General features: G+C 66.4%; 13 protein-coding genes. 9 read left to right on the top strand and 4 right to left on the bottom strand.

The window, feature by feature from the left end; all coding sequences use genetic code 11:
• The first annotated feature begins 33 nt into the window (after positions 1-33).
• Complete coding sequence (locus BH683_RS26720; RefSeq protein WP_084839332.1) at positions 34-1002, top strand: ABC transporter substrate-binding protein; 969 nt, start codon at positions 34-36, stop codon at positions 1000-1002.
• Between the two features lie 59 nt (positions 1003-1061).
• On the opposite strand, the gene BH683_RS26715 is transcribed toward BH683_RS26720, so the two are convergent.
• On the bottom strand, positions 1062-1751 hold the full coding sequence (locus BH683_RS26715) for a formyltransferase family protein (RefSeq protein ID WP_168187139.1): 690 nt from the start codon (positions 1749-1751) through the stop codon (positions 1062-1064).
• An 81-nt stretch (positions 1752-1832) separates the two neighbouring features.
• Between BH683_RS26715 and BH683_RS26710 the strand changes: the two genes are divergently transcribed.
• From BH683_RS26710 to BH683_RS26700, 3 genes are all read left to right on the top strand, one after another.
• Positions 1833-8069, top strand: coding sequence for a non-ribosomal peptide synthetase (locus BH683_RS26710; RefSeq protein ID WP_084839330.1), 6237 nt, complete (start codon positions 1833-1835; stop codon positions 8067-8069).
• A 14-nt stretch (positions 8070-8083) separates the two neighbouring features.
• The gene (locus tag BH683_RS26705; RefSeq protein WP_084839329.1) at positions 8084-9916 is read left to right on the top strand and encodes a siderophore-interacting protein; all 1833 of its coding nucleotides are present in this window, start codon (positions 8084-8086) and stop codon (positions 9914-9916) included.
• A gap of 197 nt (positions 9917-10113) precedes the next feature.
• Positions 10114-11037 carry an AMP-binding protein gene (locus BH683_RS26700; protein WP_084839328.1) on the top strand — a complete coding sequence of 308 codons (924 nt, stop codon included), beginning with the start codon at positions 10114-10116 and terminating at the stop codon, positions 11035-11037.
• On the opposite strand, the gene BH683_RS26695 is transcribed toward BH683_RS26700, so the two are convergent.
• A complete protein-coding gene (locus tag BH683_RS26695) occupies positions 11030-12964 on the bottom strand; it encodes a sigma factor-like helix-turn-helix DNA-binding protein (protein WP_084839327.1) in 1935 nt (644 codons plus the stop codon). The two genes, BH683_RS26700 and BH683_RS26695, sit on opposite strands and share 8 nt — an antisense overlap.
• Before the next feature lie 72 nt (positions 12965-13036).
• Entirely contained in the window at positions 13037-14083 is a 1047-nt protein-coding gene (locus BH683_RS26690) for an isochorismate synthase (protein ID WP_246833615.1), read from the bottom strand.
• 170 nt (positions 14084-14253) lie between these two features.
• On the opposite strand from BH683_RS26690, the gene BH683_RS26685 reads away from it, so the two are divergent.
• The 5 genes from BH683_RS26685 to BH683_RS26665 are packed head-to-tail and all read left to right on the top strand — an operon-like array spanning position 14254 to position 19057.
• Positions 14254-15420 (top strand): iron chelate uptake ABC transporter family permease subunit, encoded by a 1167-nt coding sequence (locus tag BH683_RS26685; RefSeq protein ID WP_084839325.1) that lies wholly within the window; start codon positions 14254-14256, stop codon positions 15418-15420.
• Positions 15417-16487 (top strand): iron chelate uptake ABC transporter family permease subunit, encoded by a 1071-nt coding sequence (locus BH683_RS26680; RefSeq protein ID WP_084839324.1) that lies wholly within the window; start codon positions 15417-15419, stop codon positions 16485-16487. Before BH683_RS26685 ends, BH683_RS26680 begins: the two co-directional genes overlap by 4 nt.
• Positions 16488-16546: 59 nt before the next feature.
• Complete coding sequence (locus BH683_RS26675; protein ID WP_094647809.1) at positions 16547-17383, top strand: ABC transporter ATP-binding protein; 837 nt, start codon at positions 16547-16549, stop codon at positions 17381-17383.
• Between the two features lie 12 nt (positions 17384-17395).
• Positions 17396-18409 (top strand): ABC transporter substrate-binding protein, encoded by a 1014-nt coding sequence (locus tag BH683_RS26670; protein ID WP_084839322.1) that lies wholly within the window; start codon positions 17396-17398, stop codon positions 18407-18409.
• Positions 18410-19057: an MSMEG_1061 family FMN-dependent PPOX-type flavoprotein gene (locus BH683_RS26665; protein WP_084839321.1), complete on the top strand. Its 648-nt coding sequence runs from the start codon at positions 18410-18412 to the stop codon at positions 19055-19057.
• 7 nt (positions 19058-19064) lie between these two features.
• Here the strand turns inward: BH683_RS26665 and BH683_RS26660 are convergent, their stop codons facing one another.
• Positions 19065-20045 (bottom strand): iron-siderophore ABC transporter substrate-binding protein, encoded by a 981-nt coding sequence (locus BH683_RS26660; protein ID WP_084839320.1) that lies wholly within the window; start codon positions 20043-20045, stop codon positions 19065-19067.
• Positions 20046-20164: the final 119 nt, after the last annotated feature.

The following is a 20164-nucleotide window of genomic DNA, read 5'->3' as shown; positions in this document are numbered from 1 at the left end:
CTGGAACGGTTTCCGGGTGAGGAAAGAGGATAAATGAATACGTGGAAGAAATTGAGACCGTGGTCATTGCTGGCTGCGCTGTCGATGTTCCTGGTGGTGCTGATGACGGGATGTTCTGACAGCTCGGACGACAATGCAGAGTCCGGCGAGACCGTCACCGTCGAATCGGTGGATGGTCCGGTGGAGATCCCGGCGAACCCTCAGCGCATCGTCGCGTTGCGTGGGTCGGCCGAGGCCTTGTTGAGCCTGGGCAGCGACAACGTCGTCGGTGTGCCGGACAAGTACACCGAGGACTACTTCGGCGAGGACACGGCAGCCTGGGAGAAATACCAGAGCTTGCCGAAGGTCGGCACCATCTCCCAGCCGGACTATGAAGCAATTCTCGCCCTCGAGCCGGATCTCATCGTCGGTAACGTGCTCGAGAAGCACTGGGAGGCCATCGACAAAGAGAAGCTGAAGGCCATTGCGCCGGTGGTGAATCTCGAAGGTGGGTCGTTGCTGGTCACCGACTGGTACGAGACCTTCGACGAGGCGGCAGGTATCGCGGGGATGTCCGAGCAGGCACAGGAGCAGAAGGATCAGTTCCACGCGCGGGCCGACGAGATCCACCAGAAGTACGCCGACAAGATCGACGGAAAGAAGTTCGTGGCCGTCGCGTCCTGGGCGCCGGGTACCTTCTGGGACCAGAACTCAGGAACCTATGTGCCACACAAGCTCGAGGCCGCGGGCCTGACCTTCCCCACGGCGGAGGGGCAGGAGCGCTCGTACGAGCAGCTCGGGATGCTCGCTGACTACGATGTGATCGTGTACCCGGTCAAGCCGGACGGGTCGGCGTCGCCGGAGGTGCAGGCGATGCTCGACTCGGAGTTGTTCAAGAGCCTCCCCGCCGTTCAGGCCGGTCGTGTTCTCGCCGTGGCATACACCGATCCGTTCACCTACTCGTCGGGAATGGCGAGCTTGAACAGTCTGGACGAACAGCTGGCCAAGCTTCCGCAGCAGTAGCATTCGGAACGAGAGGGTGGCGCCGACGTCGATGTCGGCGCCACCTTTCTCTTGTCAGCTCAGCGGCGCGCGGCGTCGAACAGCTCGCGGTACGACGGGTAGAACTCCGCGAGTACGCCCAGGTCGGTCGCGCGGTCGAAGTTGGGATGATCGCGGTGATCACCGATGGTCCTGAGCTTCTTCATGCCGAAATACTCACCTGAGGAACCGGTCTCGAGCGCACCTGTTGATCGAGGCTCCCGGTCGAGAGTGTCGAGATTGTCGGTGAACATCTCGTGGCAGGCCTCGGTCACCTGTAGCGAGAGGGTCTCCAGGGTCACCGAATCCGATATCGGGAACATACGTCGATCGATGATGGCGCCGGTGTCGATCCCCGCGTCGACGCGGTGCAATGTCACGCCGAACTCCTTTTCCGACTGCATGATTGCGAACACGGCGGCCGCGATGGGCAAACCTCGATACTGCGGAAGGGGTCCGCCGTGGATGTTCACGATGGTCAGGTCGAGTTCGAGGATCGGCCGGCGAAAGATGAACGGATTGCCCACTGAGCACACGAGTTGGTCAGAGGTGACCTCGTCGATACCGTCGGCCAGTTCGTTGACGTCCGTAGTGGCCACACATTCCAGATCGCGGGCCCAGGCCGGAACGACTTCGCCCTCGGGGTGGATGACTGCGTCGAGGGTCTTGCCTGCTGAGGCGGCATGGGCCGCGGCGCGCCAGAACAGGGCTCCCGAACCGACCAGGATCACGGCAGGAACCCTTCTGTGCAGCACTTTCGTCGGGCCAGACCAGCAGTAGAACTCATATAAGTCTAGGGTAGCCTAAACCACATGACGACATTCGGGCATCCCGGAGACTCGCACACGGCCGGCCGGGAGATGGCGCTGCTGCACGAGCAGTGGAACGACCGATCGTCGCCGACGGTGACAACGAACGTCCCGGATCTCTTCGCTGCGGCTGTCGCTGCCACGCCGGATGCGCTTGCGCTCGTCGACGGAACAACGCGGCTGACCTATCGCGAACTGTCCATCAGGGTGGGGGAGTTGGCTGATCGTCTGCGGCGGTCCGGGGTGACCGGCGAAAGCCGCGTCGCGATCGGAATGCCCCGATCGGCCGAGATGGTCGTCGCCGTACTCGCCTCGATGGCCGCTGGTGGTGCATTCGTCCCGGTGGATCCGCAGTGGCCGATGCCGCGACGCCGGCAGGTGATCGCCGACGCCGCGGTGGCAATCGCGCTCGTGGACCCCGATGATCGATCGGACTGGCCGGTCGACACCGTCGGCGTGAGTCTCGGGGACTGGCACTTCGAACGCGCCGCGCCACCGCTGCCGCCGGTCGACATCCGCGGTGCCCAGCTGGCCTACGTGATCTTCACGTCGGGATCGACCGGCACCCCGAAGGGTGCGATGATCCGCCACGAGGCCATCTGTGAGCGGCTGGTGTGGCAGCGAGACCACATACTCATGTTCGGCCGCGACGATGCGTCGCTGTTCAAAGCGCCGCTGGCGTTCGACATCTCGATCAACGAGATCCTGCTGCCGCTGGTCTCCGGCGGGTATGTGGTGGTCGCGGCGCCGGGTGGTGAGAAGGACCCCGAGTACCTCCTGGACCTCATCGCCGCCGAACGGGTCACATATCTGTACCTGGTGTCATCGATGCTCGATGCCCTGCTGGCCCTCGATCGCGAGAGATCGATCGAGGCAGATTCCGCATTGGCCCCCGTCCGGCACGTCTGGTGCGGAGGCGAGGTCCTGACCCCTGATCTGTTCAGTAGGTTCCGAGAGCAGTTGTCCACCACCCTGTATCACGGGTATGGACCGGCCGAGGCGACCATCGGGGTATCCCACGTCATCTACCGTGACCAGGCGGAGAGGATCGCGACCTCGATTGGCCGTCCGAACCCGCATACCCAGTTGTACGTCCTCGACGACGATCTGGCACCGGTTCCGATCGGCGTCGGTGGCGAACTGTACGCCGCCGGATTCCTGCTGGGCCGTGGATATGTCGGTAACCCCACCTTGACCGCCGCCAAGTTCGTGTCGAATCCCTTCGACCCAGACGGGTCGCGGATGTATCGCACCGGGGACCTCGCCAGGTGGCGCGAAGACGGAACGCTGGAGTTTCTGGGCCGGGCGGACAACCAGGTCAAGATCCGCGGGCGACGAGTCGAACTCGAAGAGATCGAAGTGATCATCTCCGGGCACCCGAAGGTTCGCCAGGCCGTCGTGTCCTTGGCCGGCAACAGTGCGGGAGCCGACAATCTCGTCGGCTATGTGACCCAGAATCTCGGCACCACAGTTGATCTCGAGGAGCTCGAGATGTGGTGCCGGGACCGGTTGCCGGACTACATGGTGCCCACGAGCCTGACGGTGCTCGACGCCTTCGCGGTCACCGCGAACGGCAAGGTGGATCGCAGCGCGTTGCCTGCGCCGAGCGAACCTCGACGCGGCAGCTCGATCGCCCCCCGTACCCCGGGTGAGCAGCTCCTGTGCGATGTCTTCGCCGCCACCCTCGGAGTCGAGAAGGTCAGCGTCGACGATGACTTCTTCGCACTGGGCGGAGACAGCATCGTCGCGGTGAAGGTGGCACTGGCGCTACGGCCAGAGGGACTGCGGCTCCGGTCACAGGACATCGTCGCCCATCGGACCCCCGAACGGTTGGCCACGGTCTTGACCGAATCCGCGTCGGTGACACAGCCGCAGAACTCCGAGTCCGGATCGCCTCTGGTCCAGCTCGATGCCCAGGAGATCGCCGAGATCTCCGCGACGGCAGGCGAAGTGCGTGAGGTACTGCCGGTGACCTCGGTACAGTCCGGGATCTACTTTCACTCTGTCGCTTCACGCGGGCCCGATCCGTACGCGGTCCAGCAGATCGTCGAGCTGTCCGGACCTGTCGACGTGGCCAGACTCGAGCAGGCCGCCCGTTCGGTGATCATGCGGCATGGTGCCCTGGCGACCGGCTTTCACACGACCCGGTCCGGTGGGGTCGTCGGGGTGATCGGCTCTGCACACGCCCCGGAATTCCGCACGCTGACCTTCCCGGGTGGAAATGATGACGAGGCAGCGGAGTTCGTCGATCAGACCGCTGCCCGGGAGCGTGAGCGACGGTTCGACCTCACCAGGCCCCCGCTCATGCGCTACACCCTGATCACCCTGGGGGAAGGGCGACATCGACTCGTCCAGACCGTGCACCACCTCATCGCCGACGGCTGGTCGGTGGCCCTGATCTGGAACGACATCGTGACCGCCTATGGCGGTGGGAGTTTGGACTCCGCGGCCCCCCAACACCGCGACTTCCTGCGCTGGTGGTCGCGCGAGCGCACCCCCGAGCGTGAGGTGGCGGCCTGGCAGCACTATCTCGAAGGTATCGACGGCCCGACACTGATCTCCGCGGCGCTGCCGGACGGTGCGGCAGGGACCGGGTTCGGCCGCCGGCGCCGCGAGCTGAGCCGCGACCATCGGCAGGCACTGACCGCCTACGCCCGGTCGCGATCGGTCAGCGAGGGCACCGTCATGACCACGGCCTGGGGCATTCTCGTCGGTGCTCTGATGAGCCGCAGCGATGTGGTCTTCGGTTCGACCACCGCGGGGCGTGGTGAGGACGTCGACGGAATCGACCGAATCGTGGGCATGCTGATCAACACCGTGCCCACTCGCGTCCGCTGGTCGCCGGGCGACACCATCGACGATGTCGTGCAACGCTTTGTCGCCGCGGAGCTCACCGTTGGAGATCATCAGCACGTGCCGCTGCTGGATCTGCACACGGCGCTGGGCGTTCGGGAGTTGTTCGAAACGCTGTTCTCGATCGAGAACCTGCAGCGCCCGAACGACGGCGGTGACCTTCATCTGGGACCTATCGAATACATCCAGGCACCGCACTATCGGTTGACTGCGCTGGTCACCTTGCATGAGTCGGTGTCGGTGGCGCTGACCAACGACCGCGCCGCGATCGACGACGCACTGGCCGATCGGATCGCGGATCTGTATCTCGCGGTCGTCGAGATGATCGTCGACGGAGGACACCGCGACGTCGCCGGCGTCCGGGCGATCACGATGGCAGGCCCCGACGATCGCGGACTCGTCGTCGACAGCTGGAACCAGACGGCGGTGGACACCGAGCTGCCCGGTTCGGTCGCAGAGCTCCTGGTGCGGCGGTTCACGGAATCGCCGACCGCGCTCGCCCTGGTGCAGGCGGACACCCGCTGGACGTATGAACAGCTCGGTGTCCGGGTCAACAGCCTGGCCCGGTTGCTGATCGAGGCCGGTGTCGGTCCGGAGACCCGGGTCGCGTTGCTGCTCCCGCGGTCGCCGGATCTGGTGGTCGCGCTGCTGGCAGTCATTGCTTCCGGCGGTGTCTACGTGCCCATCGACACACGCCACCCGGCCGATCGGATCGAGCACTATCTGGCTGATTCATCGCCTGCGGTGATGGTCGCGGCCGACGCGACCGCAACAACCCTGCGAGAGGCCGGAGTTCGGCTCCCGGGCCGGGTGATCCTGGTCGACGACGACGCAACCGTCCGTGCGCTCGCCGCGCAGTCCGGTGATCCGCTCGACGACGTAGACCGGCGTGCTCCGGTCCGGGCGAACAACGGCGCCTACGTCGTCTACACCTCTGGCTCCACGGGTGAAGCCAAGGGCGTACTGGGTTCTCAGGCCGCGCTGGTCAACCGGCTCGCGTGGGCACGCGACCAGTGGGCCGACGACGGGGCCGGGATGAGGCTCGCCAAGAGTTCGATCGGCTTCATCGACGGGTCCACCGAAGTCCTCGGGGCCGTGCTGGCAGGCCATGGCCTGGTCATCGCCGATGAGTCGGAGATGTCCGACGCCGAGCTTCTCGCCGACCTTGTTGCGGCGCAGGGGATCACCCAGTTGACCGGTGTCCCGACCCTGTTGCGCGCAGTTGCCGAGGTGGGAGGGCAGCGGGTCGCGGGCGTCGAGTTGTGGATCTGTAGCGGTGAACCGCTGGCACCGGCCGCGGTCAACGCGATTGCTGCTGTTGCACCCGGGGCGGGCATCGTGAACTCGTACGGCTCTTCCGAGGTTGCCGGTGACGTCGCGTATACCGCGATGCCCGCGGAGTGTGACGCCGGCGTGGTCCCCATCGGCGGTCCGGTGCCCGGCTCGACAACGTATCTGCTCGATGCCTGGCTGCGGCCGGTGCCGCCGGGAGCAGTGGGAGAACTCTACGTCGGCGGGACCCAGGTGGGACGGGGTTATCAAGGGCGGCAAACACTCACCGCTGCCCGCTTCGTCGCAGATCCTTTCGGCCCCGCGGGTTCGCGGCTCTACCGCACCGGTGATCTCGCGCGGTGGTCGGCCGACGGTCGCCTCCACTACCTGGGGCGAAGCGATTTCCAGGTCCAGGTCAACGGCGTCCGCATCGAGCTCGAAGAGGTCGAATCCGCGTTGACGGGCGTTGCCGGGGTCGGGGCCGCAGCCGCATTCGTCCACGAGTCCGCCGGCTCGAACCGGCTGGTGGGATACGTGACCGCTGCGGCCGGTGGCAGGCTCGACGAGCGCACGGTGCGGGATGCGGTGTCCGCCGTGTTGCCCGTGCACGTCGTGCCGACTGTGCTGGTGGTCGACTCGCTACCCATGACATCGACGGGGAAACTCGATCGTAGTGCCCTGCCCGCACCGGACTTCAGCTCGCGGACCAGAACAGCGAGGGAGCCTTCCGGTGAGGCGGAACGTATCCTCGTATCGGCATTCGCCGAGGCGCTGGGGGTACCGACTGTCGGTGTCGACGACGACTTCTTCGACCTCGGTGGCGACAGCATTTCCTCGATCGCGGTGGTGCGCCGCGCGACCCGAGAGGGTCTGTCGGAAGAGGGGTCGGCACTGACGATCCACGACGTCTTCGCGCTCCGCACGCCCGCGCGGCTGGCGGAGGGAAGAACGGTTGCGACCGCCGAAAATACAGCGCCCCAGCCGGACCCGCAGACGTCGGCGCTCACACCCACCGTCACCCAGCACCGGTTGCGGCTCGCCGACCTGGCGATCGAGGACCATGTCCTGACCGAGGTTCTCGACCTCCCGCAGCGGGCGGGCTCCGCGGAGCTGCGGTCGGCGGTCGGCCGGCTGCTGCGCGAGTTCGATTGTCTTCTATACCGGGTGACGCCACGTCACCGATTGCTGTGGACGACGGAGGCCGAACCGTACGCGGAAGGTTTCGAGGTCGGTGCGGTCACAGAACACGATCGATCCGATGTGCCGGCGGCGCAGGCCATCCGTGCCGTACGGGCCGATGTGCTCGAACGCGTCGACATCACGACAGGCCGCGGTCTGCATGTCGCTCAGGTGACGTCGGCCGATGGTGCCCACCTGGTGGTCGCAGTGCACGGTGTGGTCGCGGACCGCTGCACCCTCCATCGCGTGACCGCCGCGTTGGCGGCTCATCTCGACGGTGCCGACGCGGGGAATCGGGCTCCTCGCCGGTCGACGTCCGATGCGGCGGAGGAACTGGCAGACCTGGCGCAATCGGCCGAGGCCGACACCGTGCTCGCCGATTCGGTCGCGAGCCTGCTCGCGTTGCCGGTGGCCGAGGTCGAGGAGCCGGATGCCGGCCGTCATCTCGCCACGCGCGAGGTGACCGTGCAGTGGACATCGGAATCCGCTCAGGCTCAGCGAGAATCGGTCGAGCGTGCGTTCCTCGCCGCCGTCGCGGACTGGTCGTACCCCGACCGCCCCGTCGATCTGGAATGGGATCTGCGGACGCATCTGGCAGCGGAGAACGAGGTGCCGGGTGCCTTCACCGCGGCCTACCCGCGGCTCGCGGGCGCAGAGCAGTCCGCAACTCCGACCTACGCACCCTGGTACGACCTGCTGCGCTTCCAGAACAAGACCGGACGCAAGAAGCTGCGCCGGGTACCCCCGCCGGCGGTGCTGCTCACGCAGTTGCACGGCAGGATGACCGATCCTGCGTGTTCGGAGGGTTTCGAGGGGCTGTACCGCGTGGTCGCCCGGTATGAGTTCACCGCGGACGGTCTCGACCTGCATGTGCTCGGCCCGGAATCGGCCGGCGATCTGCTCGACACATGGATCGCACGACTAGGGATAGGCTAGATGATGGAGGATCGATGACCGGCACCGTGCGCGAGTTGTCCGTGAGCCCCATCTGTCTGCGTGAGTTCGACGTGCTGCGGGTGTGGGACGTGACGCCGGGGATGCGGCGGGTCGTGCTGGGTGGGCCCGCGATCGGAGAGCACGTACGCGACGGCGTTCGGATTCCCGCGGTGCAGACGACCGGCTTCGACGATGACGTGAAGATCATGCCGCCCGACCCCGTCACCGGCGGGTTCCCGTTCGAGGTTCCACGAAACACCACAACGGGTCTGGTGGAGTGGACCCCGGGAAGCTTCGAATACACCCGCACGTACACAGTGCGCTCGTTCGATGCCGAAACAGGAGAACTGGCCATCGATTTCGCGCTTCACGAGTCGGGTCTGGCCTCCACGTGGGCGCGCCGGACCACGCCGGGCGAGAAGATCCTGGTTGCCGGACCGAAGCATTCGGCCGGCCTGCCGACCGCCGCGGACTGGATGTTGATCGGCGGGGACGAGACCGCCCTGCCTGCCATCGGACACTGTCTCGAGAAGTTGCCGCAGACGCTGCCCGCGACCGTCGTGATCGAGGTGGCCGACCCGTCGCATCGTCAGGAACTGAGCAGTGCGGCACCGGTCGACATCATCTGGCTCTATCGCAGCGAGACAGGCGGCCGATCGCGCCTCGCCGAAACGATCCAATCCGTCCGCTGGCGCGACGGTCAGGTCTATCTGTGGGTCGCCGGCGAGACGCTGACCGTCAAACCCCTGCGTCGATGGGCCAAGCGGGACAAAGGCATTCCCAAAGAGTTCACCGACATCTCGGGCTACTGGCGGGAGCGCAGGGTCACCACCGTGGAGGGTGATCCGCAGTTGGTCGATGTGTCGGCCGCGGGTCCGGATCCCTTCGAGGCGATCCACGAGTACTCGGAGGTGTTGCCGCCGTTCGCCTTACGCGCCGCGGTGACCCTGGGGGTCTTCACCGAGATCGACGCGGGGGCGACAACAGCGCAGGACATCGCGGCCGCCTGCGGAGTTCGGGCCGAACCCTTGCTCAAGCTCGTGCGACATCTCGCAGCGATGGGATTACTGCTCCGCGACGGTGAGACCTTCTCATTGACCGAGGAAGGCGTTGTGCTCGCCGATCCCGACGCCCCCTGGGTCGAGGAACTCAGAGTGGATTCGGTGCAGTCCCAGATGCAGTTGTCGTTTGTCGATCTGGTCGATGTCATCCGCACGGGACGACCGGTGGGGATCGGCGGGATGCCGATTCCCGCCTGGCAAGAAGATCCGGTGCGGGCGGGTCAGTTGCACGGCGAGATGGTCGAGTGGCCGGTCTACCTGGCACCGGCGCTGTCCGGTGCGATCTCGTTCGACGGCGTCCGCACCGTGGCCGTGGCCGGAGAAGGCGGCGGCCCGTACGCCGATGCGATCCTGCGAACGTTTCCGTCGCTCGACGTCGGCGTCGTGGGTCTTCCGTCTCTCACGGAGCGCATGCTCGGTGACGTCGTGGCCGAGCGCCGACCGTCGGTCAGGCGCATCGCAGGCAGTCACCTTGCGCCGCTGCCGGACAAGGTGGATCTGTTGCTGGCGGCGGGCATCGTCGAGAATCTGCCGGACGATGACGCGGTCGTCGCGCTGGCCGCGTATGCGCGGTCGGCGGACCGGGTGGTGATCCCGACCCGACTGCTGGACCCGGCGACCACCAACGACCACGAGACCGAAGACGATCTCCTGCGGCTGTGCGTGTTCGGATCGGGGTTCCGTACCGAGGCCGAGTTGCGGAAGCTCATCACTGCGGCCGGTGCTGAGGTGGCGTACGTCGACTCGCTCGGATGGGGAGCGAAGGTCGTCGAGTACCGGAGCTGATGCGCCCGATCGCGGGCGGAAGGGGGCTCGGCGGTGCCGGCGGCGGCGCGTTGCACGTGACGGTCATGTGGTCGCTGGCCGTCTGTCGTTCTGAGTGTTAGGTTTGTCTTGCCTAACCCGCAAGGTGTGACTGCGGGGTGCAGCAATCTCTACTCAGATGAGCACGTGGGGAAGCTTTTTACGAGAAGGGCCTGGCAATGGGTGCAGCACAGCTGAACACCATTTTGGACGACGCCGTCGACCGTCACTACCACCGTCCGGCAGTCGTCAGTGGTGATCACGAAACCGATTTCGAACGCTTCGACGAGTCCGTGCAATGGTTGAGCGACGACCTGGCCGCCCGGGGTGTTGCGCCCCGTCAGCGCGTCGGTATCTGTATCCACGGCGGGTGGGAGTTCCTTCTCGCCTTCCATGCGCTGGTGCGCCTGGACACCGTCGTCGTACCCATCGACCCGTTCGACGAGACCGCTGCCACCGCTGCCGGGGATCTGGACCTGCATTTCCTTGTCTCCCACCGCGGTGAGGACTGCTTCCTGGAAGAGACCGTCGAGGTCCTCTGCGGCGACGACGGGTGCCCGATGTACGACGTCGCCGAGGAGTTCACGCTGATCGTGGTGGCGGCGCAGTCGCAGCTGCACGTCGAATCCGGACTCTTCCTCAATGATCTCGGTTTCCGTTTCTGGCCGGTCGCCGAGGTGGCCGATCACATCGGCGGCCTGCAGGAAAACCTCGACCTCCATTCGGGTGCGCGCGCAGCGATCTGTGGGCCGTGGAGCTCTCCGTCGGCGGTGCTTCTCGTATTGGCATGTGCCGCATCCGCTTCTTGCGTGCATGTCGTGCCGCCGTTCGATGACTCCGGAACGGTGTGGGGAGAGATGGCCGCGGGAGATGTCTCGGTGCTGTTCGCCCCGCCTCTGCTCATGCACGATCTCGTGCGGGTCGCAGACTCTGCCACGTGGGCTTCGAGTCGTCCACGCATGGTTCTTCCCGACGGTGAGGTGTTACCCGAGGTGGTCCTGCGGCGCCGCGGGCTGACGCGGCAGACCCCGGCGGACCCGCCTGTCTACGAGTTCGTGTGGGACGACGCCTACGCGCCCGCACAGCTGCGTCCGGTCAGCTGAGAGCGGCACTCACGAGCGCTTCCAGCTCCGATTCCTTCCGGTGGCGCAGAGCAGCGATGACCGTGGCGGAGTCAGAGTCCGGCGGCAGGAACAGCGAGCCGGCCAGCACCTCGACGAGTTCGGCGCGGCCAAGCGTGCCTTCCGGCGCTCGACCGAGCCGCGTGAAGATTGCCTCCACCGGATCGGTGGAGGGACCCTGGCGTTGACGTTTCACGTCGAACCCACCTGGGGTGAACTCCAAGAAGATCGGATCGCCCAGCGCAAGACCGAGGTCGACCGCGAATCGCTTGATGGTGCCCACCCGCGCCTGTACCGATACCCACATCAGGGACTGCGGTCCGAGACGCGACTGCAGCTTCACCGGGTTGCCCGGGCCGACACCCACGAGTCCTGCGAGTGCCGAGGGGATGTTGAACGCCGACCCCTTCAGGTGTGCCGCACCGACGGTGGTCGCCCAGCGGATGGTGTCGCCGTCGCGATACAGCGACCGGGTCTTCGCGGGAGATTTGCGGTGGACGTAGCGCTCGCTGCGGCGGCTGACGACGTCGTCGCGCATCACGAACTCGCCCGCCCCTGCGTAGGCGCGAATGCTCGATTCGGTCACGTCGTACTTCGCGCTGATCTGCGCCACCAGGTCGGCGATCTCGATCTTGCCGCCCGCGTCGTCGAGGATGCGACCGATCTGACGATGGACCGGCAGGTACTTCTCGCCGCCCCACCGCCGCAGCCCGTAGGTCGTGCGGTCGGTCTTGACGATGCGATCGTCGGTGACCAGCGCGTTGCGCACACTCGATCGTGACCGCGGTTCGCCGGCCAACCCCGACAGGATCTCATCGAAAGTCCGGGGTTTGCCTGCGATCGAGAGAACGCCGCAGACCAGATCACCCGTCGAGGTGGGGCCGTTGACCACGTGGTCGTCCAGCACCGTGTAGCCGCTGTTCGTCAGCCACCGCACGGCCTCGGAATCGGAGAGGTTCAATCCTGTGGCGACTGCCCGGATGGGTACCAGTCTCTCGTCGCCGGTGTGCGAATCGAGGATCTCGCCGACCAGGTCAGCGATCTGTGAGGGCGGCCGGCTCATGATCCAACCATTGACGCCGGCGAGGTCGTTGGACCCGGCGATGAGCAACTGGCCGACCGAAACCCCCAGTGCGGGAATCTCTGTGGCGAACAACGGGAGTGCTTCGGCGACCTGCGCGGCGTCGGCCAGCGGATCGGCGAGCGCCACCGTTTCGGCGAGCAACCGGCGCAGGTCGACGGACGCGCCGACGGTCTCCGACAACTGCAGTCGCAGGGTGCGGTCGATCTGGTTGACCCGTTCGCGCGAGAGTCCCATCTGTTTGGCCAGATCGGACTGGGTGCGCGGCTTGGCGGCGAAGATCCGCTCGTGCAATATGATTCGGTCCCGGTCATCGACCGACTCGATGAACGCGGCGAGGGATGGGTCGGTGAGAATCCTTCCGCCGCTGCGGTCGTCGGCACCCTGCGGGGTTCGGGTCGCCTGGGCGACCAGCGCCGCGACCACGTCGACAACTGTGGCCCTGCCGACCTGCGGCAACCCCAGCAGGTGGTTCGCGGATACGGGGAGAATGTCGCCGACGGTGAAGATCTTGTTGTCCTGTAACGCTTTTTCGCTGTGTCTACCCAGCGCGAGAGCAGACAGCGCAGTAGCGGCCCCGACGGTCGGGAAGTCGTCGGCGAGGATGGCGTCGCCGCGATCCTGCAGGTGGCGCAGCGCGACCAATTCGCAGAATCGGCTGAAGTTCTCGGTGTTCAATGCGTCCGCGGGGCTACCGTCGAGCCACGCGTTGGGGATCAACTCGTTGCTGGCCAAGATCGAAGGGCCCGATCGGTATTCGTCGAGCCAGGGCAGCAGCATGGTCCACGCGGTCTTCGACATCGGTGCCGCCGTCTTCGAATCAGACATGCACCGAGCCTTTCGTGAACGTCGACATCCGAGAGTTCAGCCTATCCGCAATCGAGTTCGACTGCCCCACGTTCATCGTCCCAGCGCGGAGAGGATCGTCCGGAGTTTGGCCGACGTCTCGGCGAGTTCGAGTTGTGGGTCCGAGCCGGAGACGATGCCACCGCCCGCCGACGCCCGGATCGTCAGGCCGTCCGCAGACAGTTCTGCGCAGCGGATGCCGACCATCCACTCCCCGTCGCCTGCGCCGGTGCACCAGCCGACAGCGCCCGCGTAAAACCCGCGGTCACCCTCGTTGGCCAGGATGAACTCTCGCGCGGCGGCGGTCGGCGTGCCGCAGACGGCGGGGGTGGGGTGTAGGGCGACGGCGAGGTCGAGGGCCGTGGTCTCCGGATCGCGAACGGTCCCGACGATGCGGGTGCCCAGATGCCACATGTTCGGGGTCTGGGTCAGGGTGGGTGTCGCCGGCACATCGAGGTCGCTGCACAACGGCGCGAGCGCCGTCGCCATCGCGTCGACGACAAACGCGTGTTCACGCTGGTCTTTGGCCGACGCTGCCAGCATCTGTCCGTTCGCCCGGTCCTCGGCAGCGTCTGCGGCTCGCGGCGCGGACCCGGCGAGCGGGTGGCAGATGACTGCCGAACCGGACTTGCGCACAAGCAGTTCCGGGCTGGACCCGATCAGGTGCGCGCCGGTGTACGGCGGGCCCGCGGGCGAGAGATCGACGAGTAGGCCGTTGCTGCCCGGGTCGGCCGCCACCAGACGCGTGAGCAGATCGAGGGGGTCGATGCATTCGCTTGCCCGCAGGATCACGGTGCGCGCCAGGACCACTTTCGCGAGCGTGGCGTGCGGGTCGGAGAGCACCCGGATCGCAGTGGCGACCCGGCGTACGTGTTCATCGGGTTCGGGGTCGAAGCCGTCGATCGTCACAGCGGGCAGCGTCGGGGCATCTGGTTGCCACCGGACATCTCTCCGTACGACACGGGCGGGTGCGGTGAGCGCGGCGGGACCGGCGGGATCGAACGGGAGAGCTCCGACGATGTGTTCGTGCGTGCGGTTGTACAACGCGGCTCTGGCGGCGTCGACGGTGTCGAACCTGACGTCCGCTCCGAAGGCCGACACGTGGTCGGTGGGACGCGACAGTACGAAGTTCGGTACGTCGGCCCGGGTGTGGGAAGAGGACGGGGGGATAGTCGTCTCCCTTCTCCGCGGACGCCCAGTTGCCTGACGAGGTTAGCAACGCGGGCACGCGTGCCTGACGAGGTTAGCAACGCGGGCACACGCAAGCCGCGATGGCTGGTTTGACTAAGGTGAGCTATACCTACAATGGATGGGGCGAGGATGCGGGACTACATTCGCCGGGTTCGGCCGTGAGTGTCAGCGCCGACCGCCGGACCCGGGTGAGCCTGGTCAAAGGTAGCGGCGCCGCCGCTGCCCAGCCGAGTTCGCAGGGGCTGGCCCGGACCAACGCCCGACGCGCACTCGGCTGGCTGGTCGGCGTTGCGCTGCTGGCCCTGGTCTGCCTGCTCAGCATCGCCATCGGAGCCAAGGACATCCCGTTCGGGACGGTGTGGGATGCACTGTGGTCCTACAACAACTCGGGCGACCACATCATCATCCGTGACCTGCGGATACCGCGGACCGTGCTCGGACTGCTCGTCGGGATGGCCTTGGGGGTGGGTGGCGCGCTGATCCAGGCGATGACCCGCAACCCGTTGGCCGACCCGGGAATCCTCGGCGTGAACGCCGGCGCGGCCTTCGCGGTGGCGCTCGCGGTGGGCGTCCTCGGATTCACCGGCATCTGGGCATACATCTGGTTCGCCTTCGCCGGGGCGGTGGTGGTGACCGTCGTCGTCTACGCGCTCGGCTCGGTGGGTCGAGGCGGCGCCACCCCGATTCGTCTGACGCTGGCCGGGGTGGCCATCGGCGCCGTGCTCACCGGTGTCACCACCGGACTGATCCTGCTCGATCCGCAGGCCTTCGATCAGATGCGATTCTGGAATGCGGGCTCGATCGCCGGTCGCGGACTGGACGTCTCGGGTGCGGTGGCGCCCTTCATCGTCGTCGGGTTGGTGCTCGCGTTTGTCATCGCCCGCCCGCTCAACGCAGTGGCCATGGGGGATGACCTCGCGCGATCACTCGGGGCGAACGTCACCCGCACCCGGGTCATCGGCGTGATCGCCGTGACGCTGCTCTGCGGTGCCGCCACCGCAGCAGCCGGCCCCATCGGATTCGTCGGTCTGATGATCCCGCACATCGCCCGCTGGATCGTCGGTCCCGATCAGCGCTGGATTCTGGCATACACGCTGGTCGGCGCCCCGATCCTGGTGCTGCTGTCCGATGTGATCGGTCGGGTCATCATCCGGCCCGGCGAGATGCAGGTCGGTATCGTGACGGCCTTCGTAGGGGCGCCGGTCCTGATCTTCCTGGTCCGCCGCGGGAAGGCGAGCGGCCTGTGAGCATCGGGACTCCCTCATCCATCGACTTCGGTCGCCGGATCACGATTCTTCGCAGCCCCGGCGGTACCCCCTCCGGGAGAGTCGACCTGCGCGCCGTCACGGTGGTCGCCGCACTGGTTGCCCTCGCGCTGGTGGTGGCGGTACTCGCCTTGGGCACCGGCGACTATCCCGTGTCCCCGGACCGGGTGGTGCAGGCGATCTTCGGCGAGGGCACCCGGATCGAGGAACTGGTGGTGACCGAGTGGCGGATGCCCAGGGTGCTGTTGGCCCTGGTCCTCGGCGGCGCGCTCGGTGTCAGCGGTGCGATCTTCCAGTCGATCACGCGGAACCCGCTCGGCAGCCCGGACATCATCGGCTTCAACACCGGCGCCTATTCGGGTGCGTTGGTGGTCATCTTGGTCATCGGGGGCGGCGGCTACTACGGCACCGCGATCGGGGCTCTCGTCGGCGGCATCGTGACCGCTCTGCTGGTGTACCTGCTGGCCTTCAAGCGGGGAGTCCAGGGTTTTCGCCTGATCATCGTCGGTATCGCGGTCAGTGCCGTGCTGGCGTCGGTGAACACCTGGCTGATCCTCAAGGCCGACCTGGAGGACGCGATGTCGGCGGCGGTGTGGGGGGCGGGATCGCTCAACGGGCTCGGGTGGTCGCAGGCCCGTCCGGTGCTGATCATCGTGGCGGTGCTGGTACCACTACTCGTCCTCGCGTCCTACCGGATGCCGATGCTGGATCTGGGGGATGACGCCGCGAAGGCACTCGGGATCCGGGCCGAGCCGACCCGACTGGCCCTGATCATCCTGGGCGTCGCGCTGACCGCCGTCGCCACGGCAGCTGCGGGACCGATTGCCTTCGTGTCATTGGCCGCGCCACAGTTGGCCCGCAGACTGACCAGGACTCCGGGGGTGGCGTTCGCGCCCGCGGCCGCGATGGGAGCACTGCTGCTCGTCGCGAGCGACTTCATCGCCCAGCGTGCCTTCCAGCCGACGCAGCTGCCCGTCGGCGTCGTCACGGTGTCGATCGGCGGTCTGTATCTCGTCTGGCTGCTCGCCAGAGAGGCGCGCAGACAGTGAGCCCGGCGAGCACCACGGAACATCCGCACCCCCTCCTAGACAAGGCTTGATGCATGGACATGAACAAGGTCGCCGACAATCCGGTGGACGCTACGTCACAGGTCGCTGCGCGCGGCTCACGGTTGCAGGCCAAAGACGTGACCATCGGATACGACAAGCGGGTCATCAGTGAATCGCTCAGTGTCGACATCCCGGACGGCGCGTTCACCGTCATCGTCGGACCGAACGCGTGTGGCAAATCGACTCTGCTCCGTGCGCTGTCGCGCCTGCTGGCGCCGAGTTCCGGATCCGTGTTGCTCGACGGCAAGGCGATCAGCTCCTACCCGGCGAAAGAGGTTGCTCGCCGGCTCGGTCTGCTGCCGCAGTCGTCGATCGCCCCCGATGGCATCAGGGTCGCCGATCTCGTTGCGCGCGGCCGCTATCCGCACCAGAAACTGATCAGGCAGTGGTCCAAGGACGACGAGGCAGCGGTGGTCGAGGCGATGGTCTCGACGGGCGTGACCGAGCTGTCCGGCCGACTGGTGGACGAATTGTCCGGCGGCCAGCGCCAACGTGTCTGGGTGGCGATGGTGCTGGCCCAGCAGACCCCGCTGATGCTGCTGGACGAGCCGACGACCTTCCTCGACATCGCCTACCAGATCGACCTGCTCGAGTTGTGCTCCGAACTCAACAAGACCAAGGGCCGCACGCTCGTCGCCGTACTCCACGACCTCAACCACGCCTGCCGGTACGCCGATCACATCATCGCCATGAAGGACGGTGCGATCGTCGCGGAGGGCAGGCCCGCCGACATCATCACCGCCGATCTCGTCCATGACGTGTTCGGGCTGCCCTGCCGGATCATCGACGATCCGGAATCGCATACGCCACTTGTGATCCCGCTGGTGCGGCATTAGACAGGAGTACCCATGAAGTCCCAGAACCGAACCTTCTCGACCGTCGCGCGGCTGGCGGTACTGGCCACCGCGCTACTGCTACCCGTCGCGTGTTCGAGCGATGACGGAGAGTCATCGTCGGGAGGCGACGCAGCGATCACCGTGACCGGGGCGTTCGGTGACGCGGTCGTCGAGCAGACGCCCGAGCGGGTGGTGGCACTGTCGACGACGGACGCCGACTTCTTGCTGTCCGTCGACGTCACCCCGGTGGCAATCCCCAAGGCCACAGCCACCGATCCGACGACCGGTGGGACGGGCATCTACCCATGGGAAGAGGGTCGCTACCCGGCCGACACCCCGACGCTCGCCACCCCGACGAAGGACATCAGTCTCGAGTCGGTGGCAGCTCTTGATCCCGATCTGATCGTCGCGACCGGTTTCTACGGACTCGATCAGCAGACCTACGATTCGCTGAGTTCGATTGCGCCCGTCGTGCACTTCGACAGCAAACCGAATGCCGACGCCTGGCAGGACAGTGTGCGCAAGGTCGGGCAGGTGCTCGATCGTACGGACGAGGCGGAGACGAGCATCAAGACCGCGGATGGTGTGATCGCGTCCGCGCGCACCGACAATCCGGCGCTCGCAGGCAAGTCGTACAACGCGATCATCTCGCCCTCGGCCGAGGGGATGTTCGTGCTGTGCTCGCAAGATGACAACATGGCCCGGGTGATGAAGGATCTGGGACTCGAGTTGAGTGCGTACGCGCAGACCGTGGACTGCGACAACGGCAAGGGAAAAGTCGCCTGGGAGAACGTGTCCGCGCTCGAAGCGGACCTGCTCTGGGTGGTCCCTGACAACGCCGAGCAGGTCCAGGTCCTCGACTCCCAGGCTCTGTGGAACCAACTGCCTGCGGTCGAGCGCGGCGCAGTCGCGACGGTCCCCAAGACCGATGGCGTCCCGTTCGCACTGGCCTTCCCGTCACCGATCAGCCTCGAATGGGGCGTCGGTCAGTTGGTGCCCCAACTGGCTGCAGCTGCAGGCAAGTAGATGGTCGAGCAGGACTCAGCAGAGCCGCAGGGCCCCGACCCGCACGCGATCACCACACTCGCCGATCTCGAAGGTGTCCTCGGGGCCGCGCATCCGACCGTGCTGAGCAAACACACCACGTTCCTGACGCCGCTGATCGTCGACTTCATCTCGCACGCACGGTTCTTCGTACTGGCGACTGCAGACGCCGACGGCAATTGCGATTCGTCGCCGCGCGGCGACCTCGACTCGGTGGTGCTCGTCCGAGACGATCGCACCCTCGTGCTGCCCGATCGCCCGGGAAACAAGCGGGTCGATTCTTATCGGAACATCCTTGCCAATCCGCATGTGGGCGTGCTGTTCCTGGTCCCGGGAATCGACGAGGTCGTGCGGGTGAACGGCCGCGCGAGCCTGAGCACAGATCCTGATCTGTGCAGCGCCATGGCGATCAAGGGCAAGCCGGCGACGCTGGCGGTGGTGGTCGACGTCGATGAGGTCTACGTCCATTGCGCCAGGGCGGTGCTGCGATCAGATCTCTGGAACCCCGAACGGTTCGCCGATCCCGACGAGGTCCCCACGGTTCGCGACATGATCGCCGAGCAACATGCGCTTCCGGTCGATCCGGGTCGGCCACGCAGGCAAGAGGAGTACCGCTCGCACCTGTACTAGTGCGGCCCTACCCGACGCGCTCGGCGACCAGTGGGGGCACGGTATCGAGTGCGTATCGGACCGACAGCACCGAGTTGGTGGAGTAGGCACGCGAGATCGTCGTGTCGTCGAACACGAGGTAGCGGCCGGCCGCCACTGCCGGGACCGCCCGGAAGACGGGTTCTGCCTCGACCTCGGCGGCGCTACGTCCGATGGGGAAGACGACCACCATGTCGGCGTCGAGCAGCTGCAGGTTCTCTTCGGCGATGGGGATCGAGAAGCCCTCGGCGTCGGCGGGATCGATCGCCGGGTTGGCGACGAATCCGAGTTTGCGCATGAAGGCCACCCGCTCGGTGTCGGGTGCGTAGGCACCCCACCCGTTCCCGGATCGCGCCGCGACGGTCACCGTCTTGCCCTGGAAGTCGGGGTTCTGCGCCGCGACGTCCGCGAAGCGGGTGTCCAGCTGAGCAACGAGTTCGTTGCCCTTCTCCGGAACGCCGAGTGCCTGCGAGACCAGCGTCACCTGCTGCTCCAGCGTTGTCTTGTAATTGTCCGCTCCCGCGGGCAGCGCGACGGTCGGCGCGATCTCCTTCAGGGTGTCGTATCGCTTCTGATCGCCGGAACTCTTGGTGTCGAGGATGAGATCGGGTTCGAGGGCCAGGATCTGCTCGAACGAGGGCTCCCGGGTGGCGATGATCTCCGGGGCGGTGTCGTACAGGCCGGCTGCCCAGGGGCCGACCCCGTCGCCGCCGAAGTCGAGCCAGTCGCTGGCTCCGACGGGCTGTACCCCGAGTGCCAGTGCCGTTTCCGCGTCGCCCCATCCGAGCGCGACGACTCGAGTCGGTGGCTCCTCGATGGTCACCGGCCCGAACTTGGTCTCGACGGTGACCGGATACGAGCCGGATGCCGCGCCGGACGGCGACGTCTCGTCGCTGTTCGAGTTGCTGGAGCACCCGGCGACGACGAGGAGTCCGAGGGCGATGAGACAGAGGGTTACGCGACGGAACATGTATGAAGGTTAGCCTTCCCAACAGTCTCTGACATCGGTGGGTGATACCCCGGAACGAGGATGGCCTGGCCCAGATTGGAACCACTATCGGTACGTGCGACACCGGGCACTTGAACCGA

The sequence above is a fragment of the Williamsia sp. 1138 genome, from assembly GCF_002095435.2.
Taxonomy (GTDB): Bacteria; Actinomycetota; Actinomycetes; order Mycobacteriales; family Mycobacteriaceae; genus Williamsia.
This window is presented reverse-complemented; position numbering and strand designations above follow the sequence as displayed.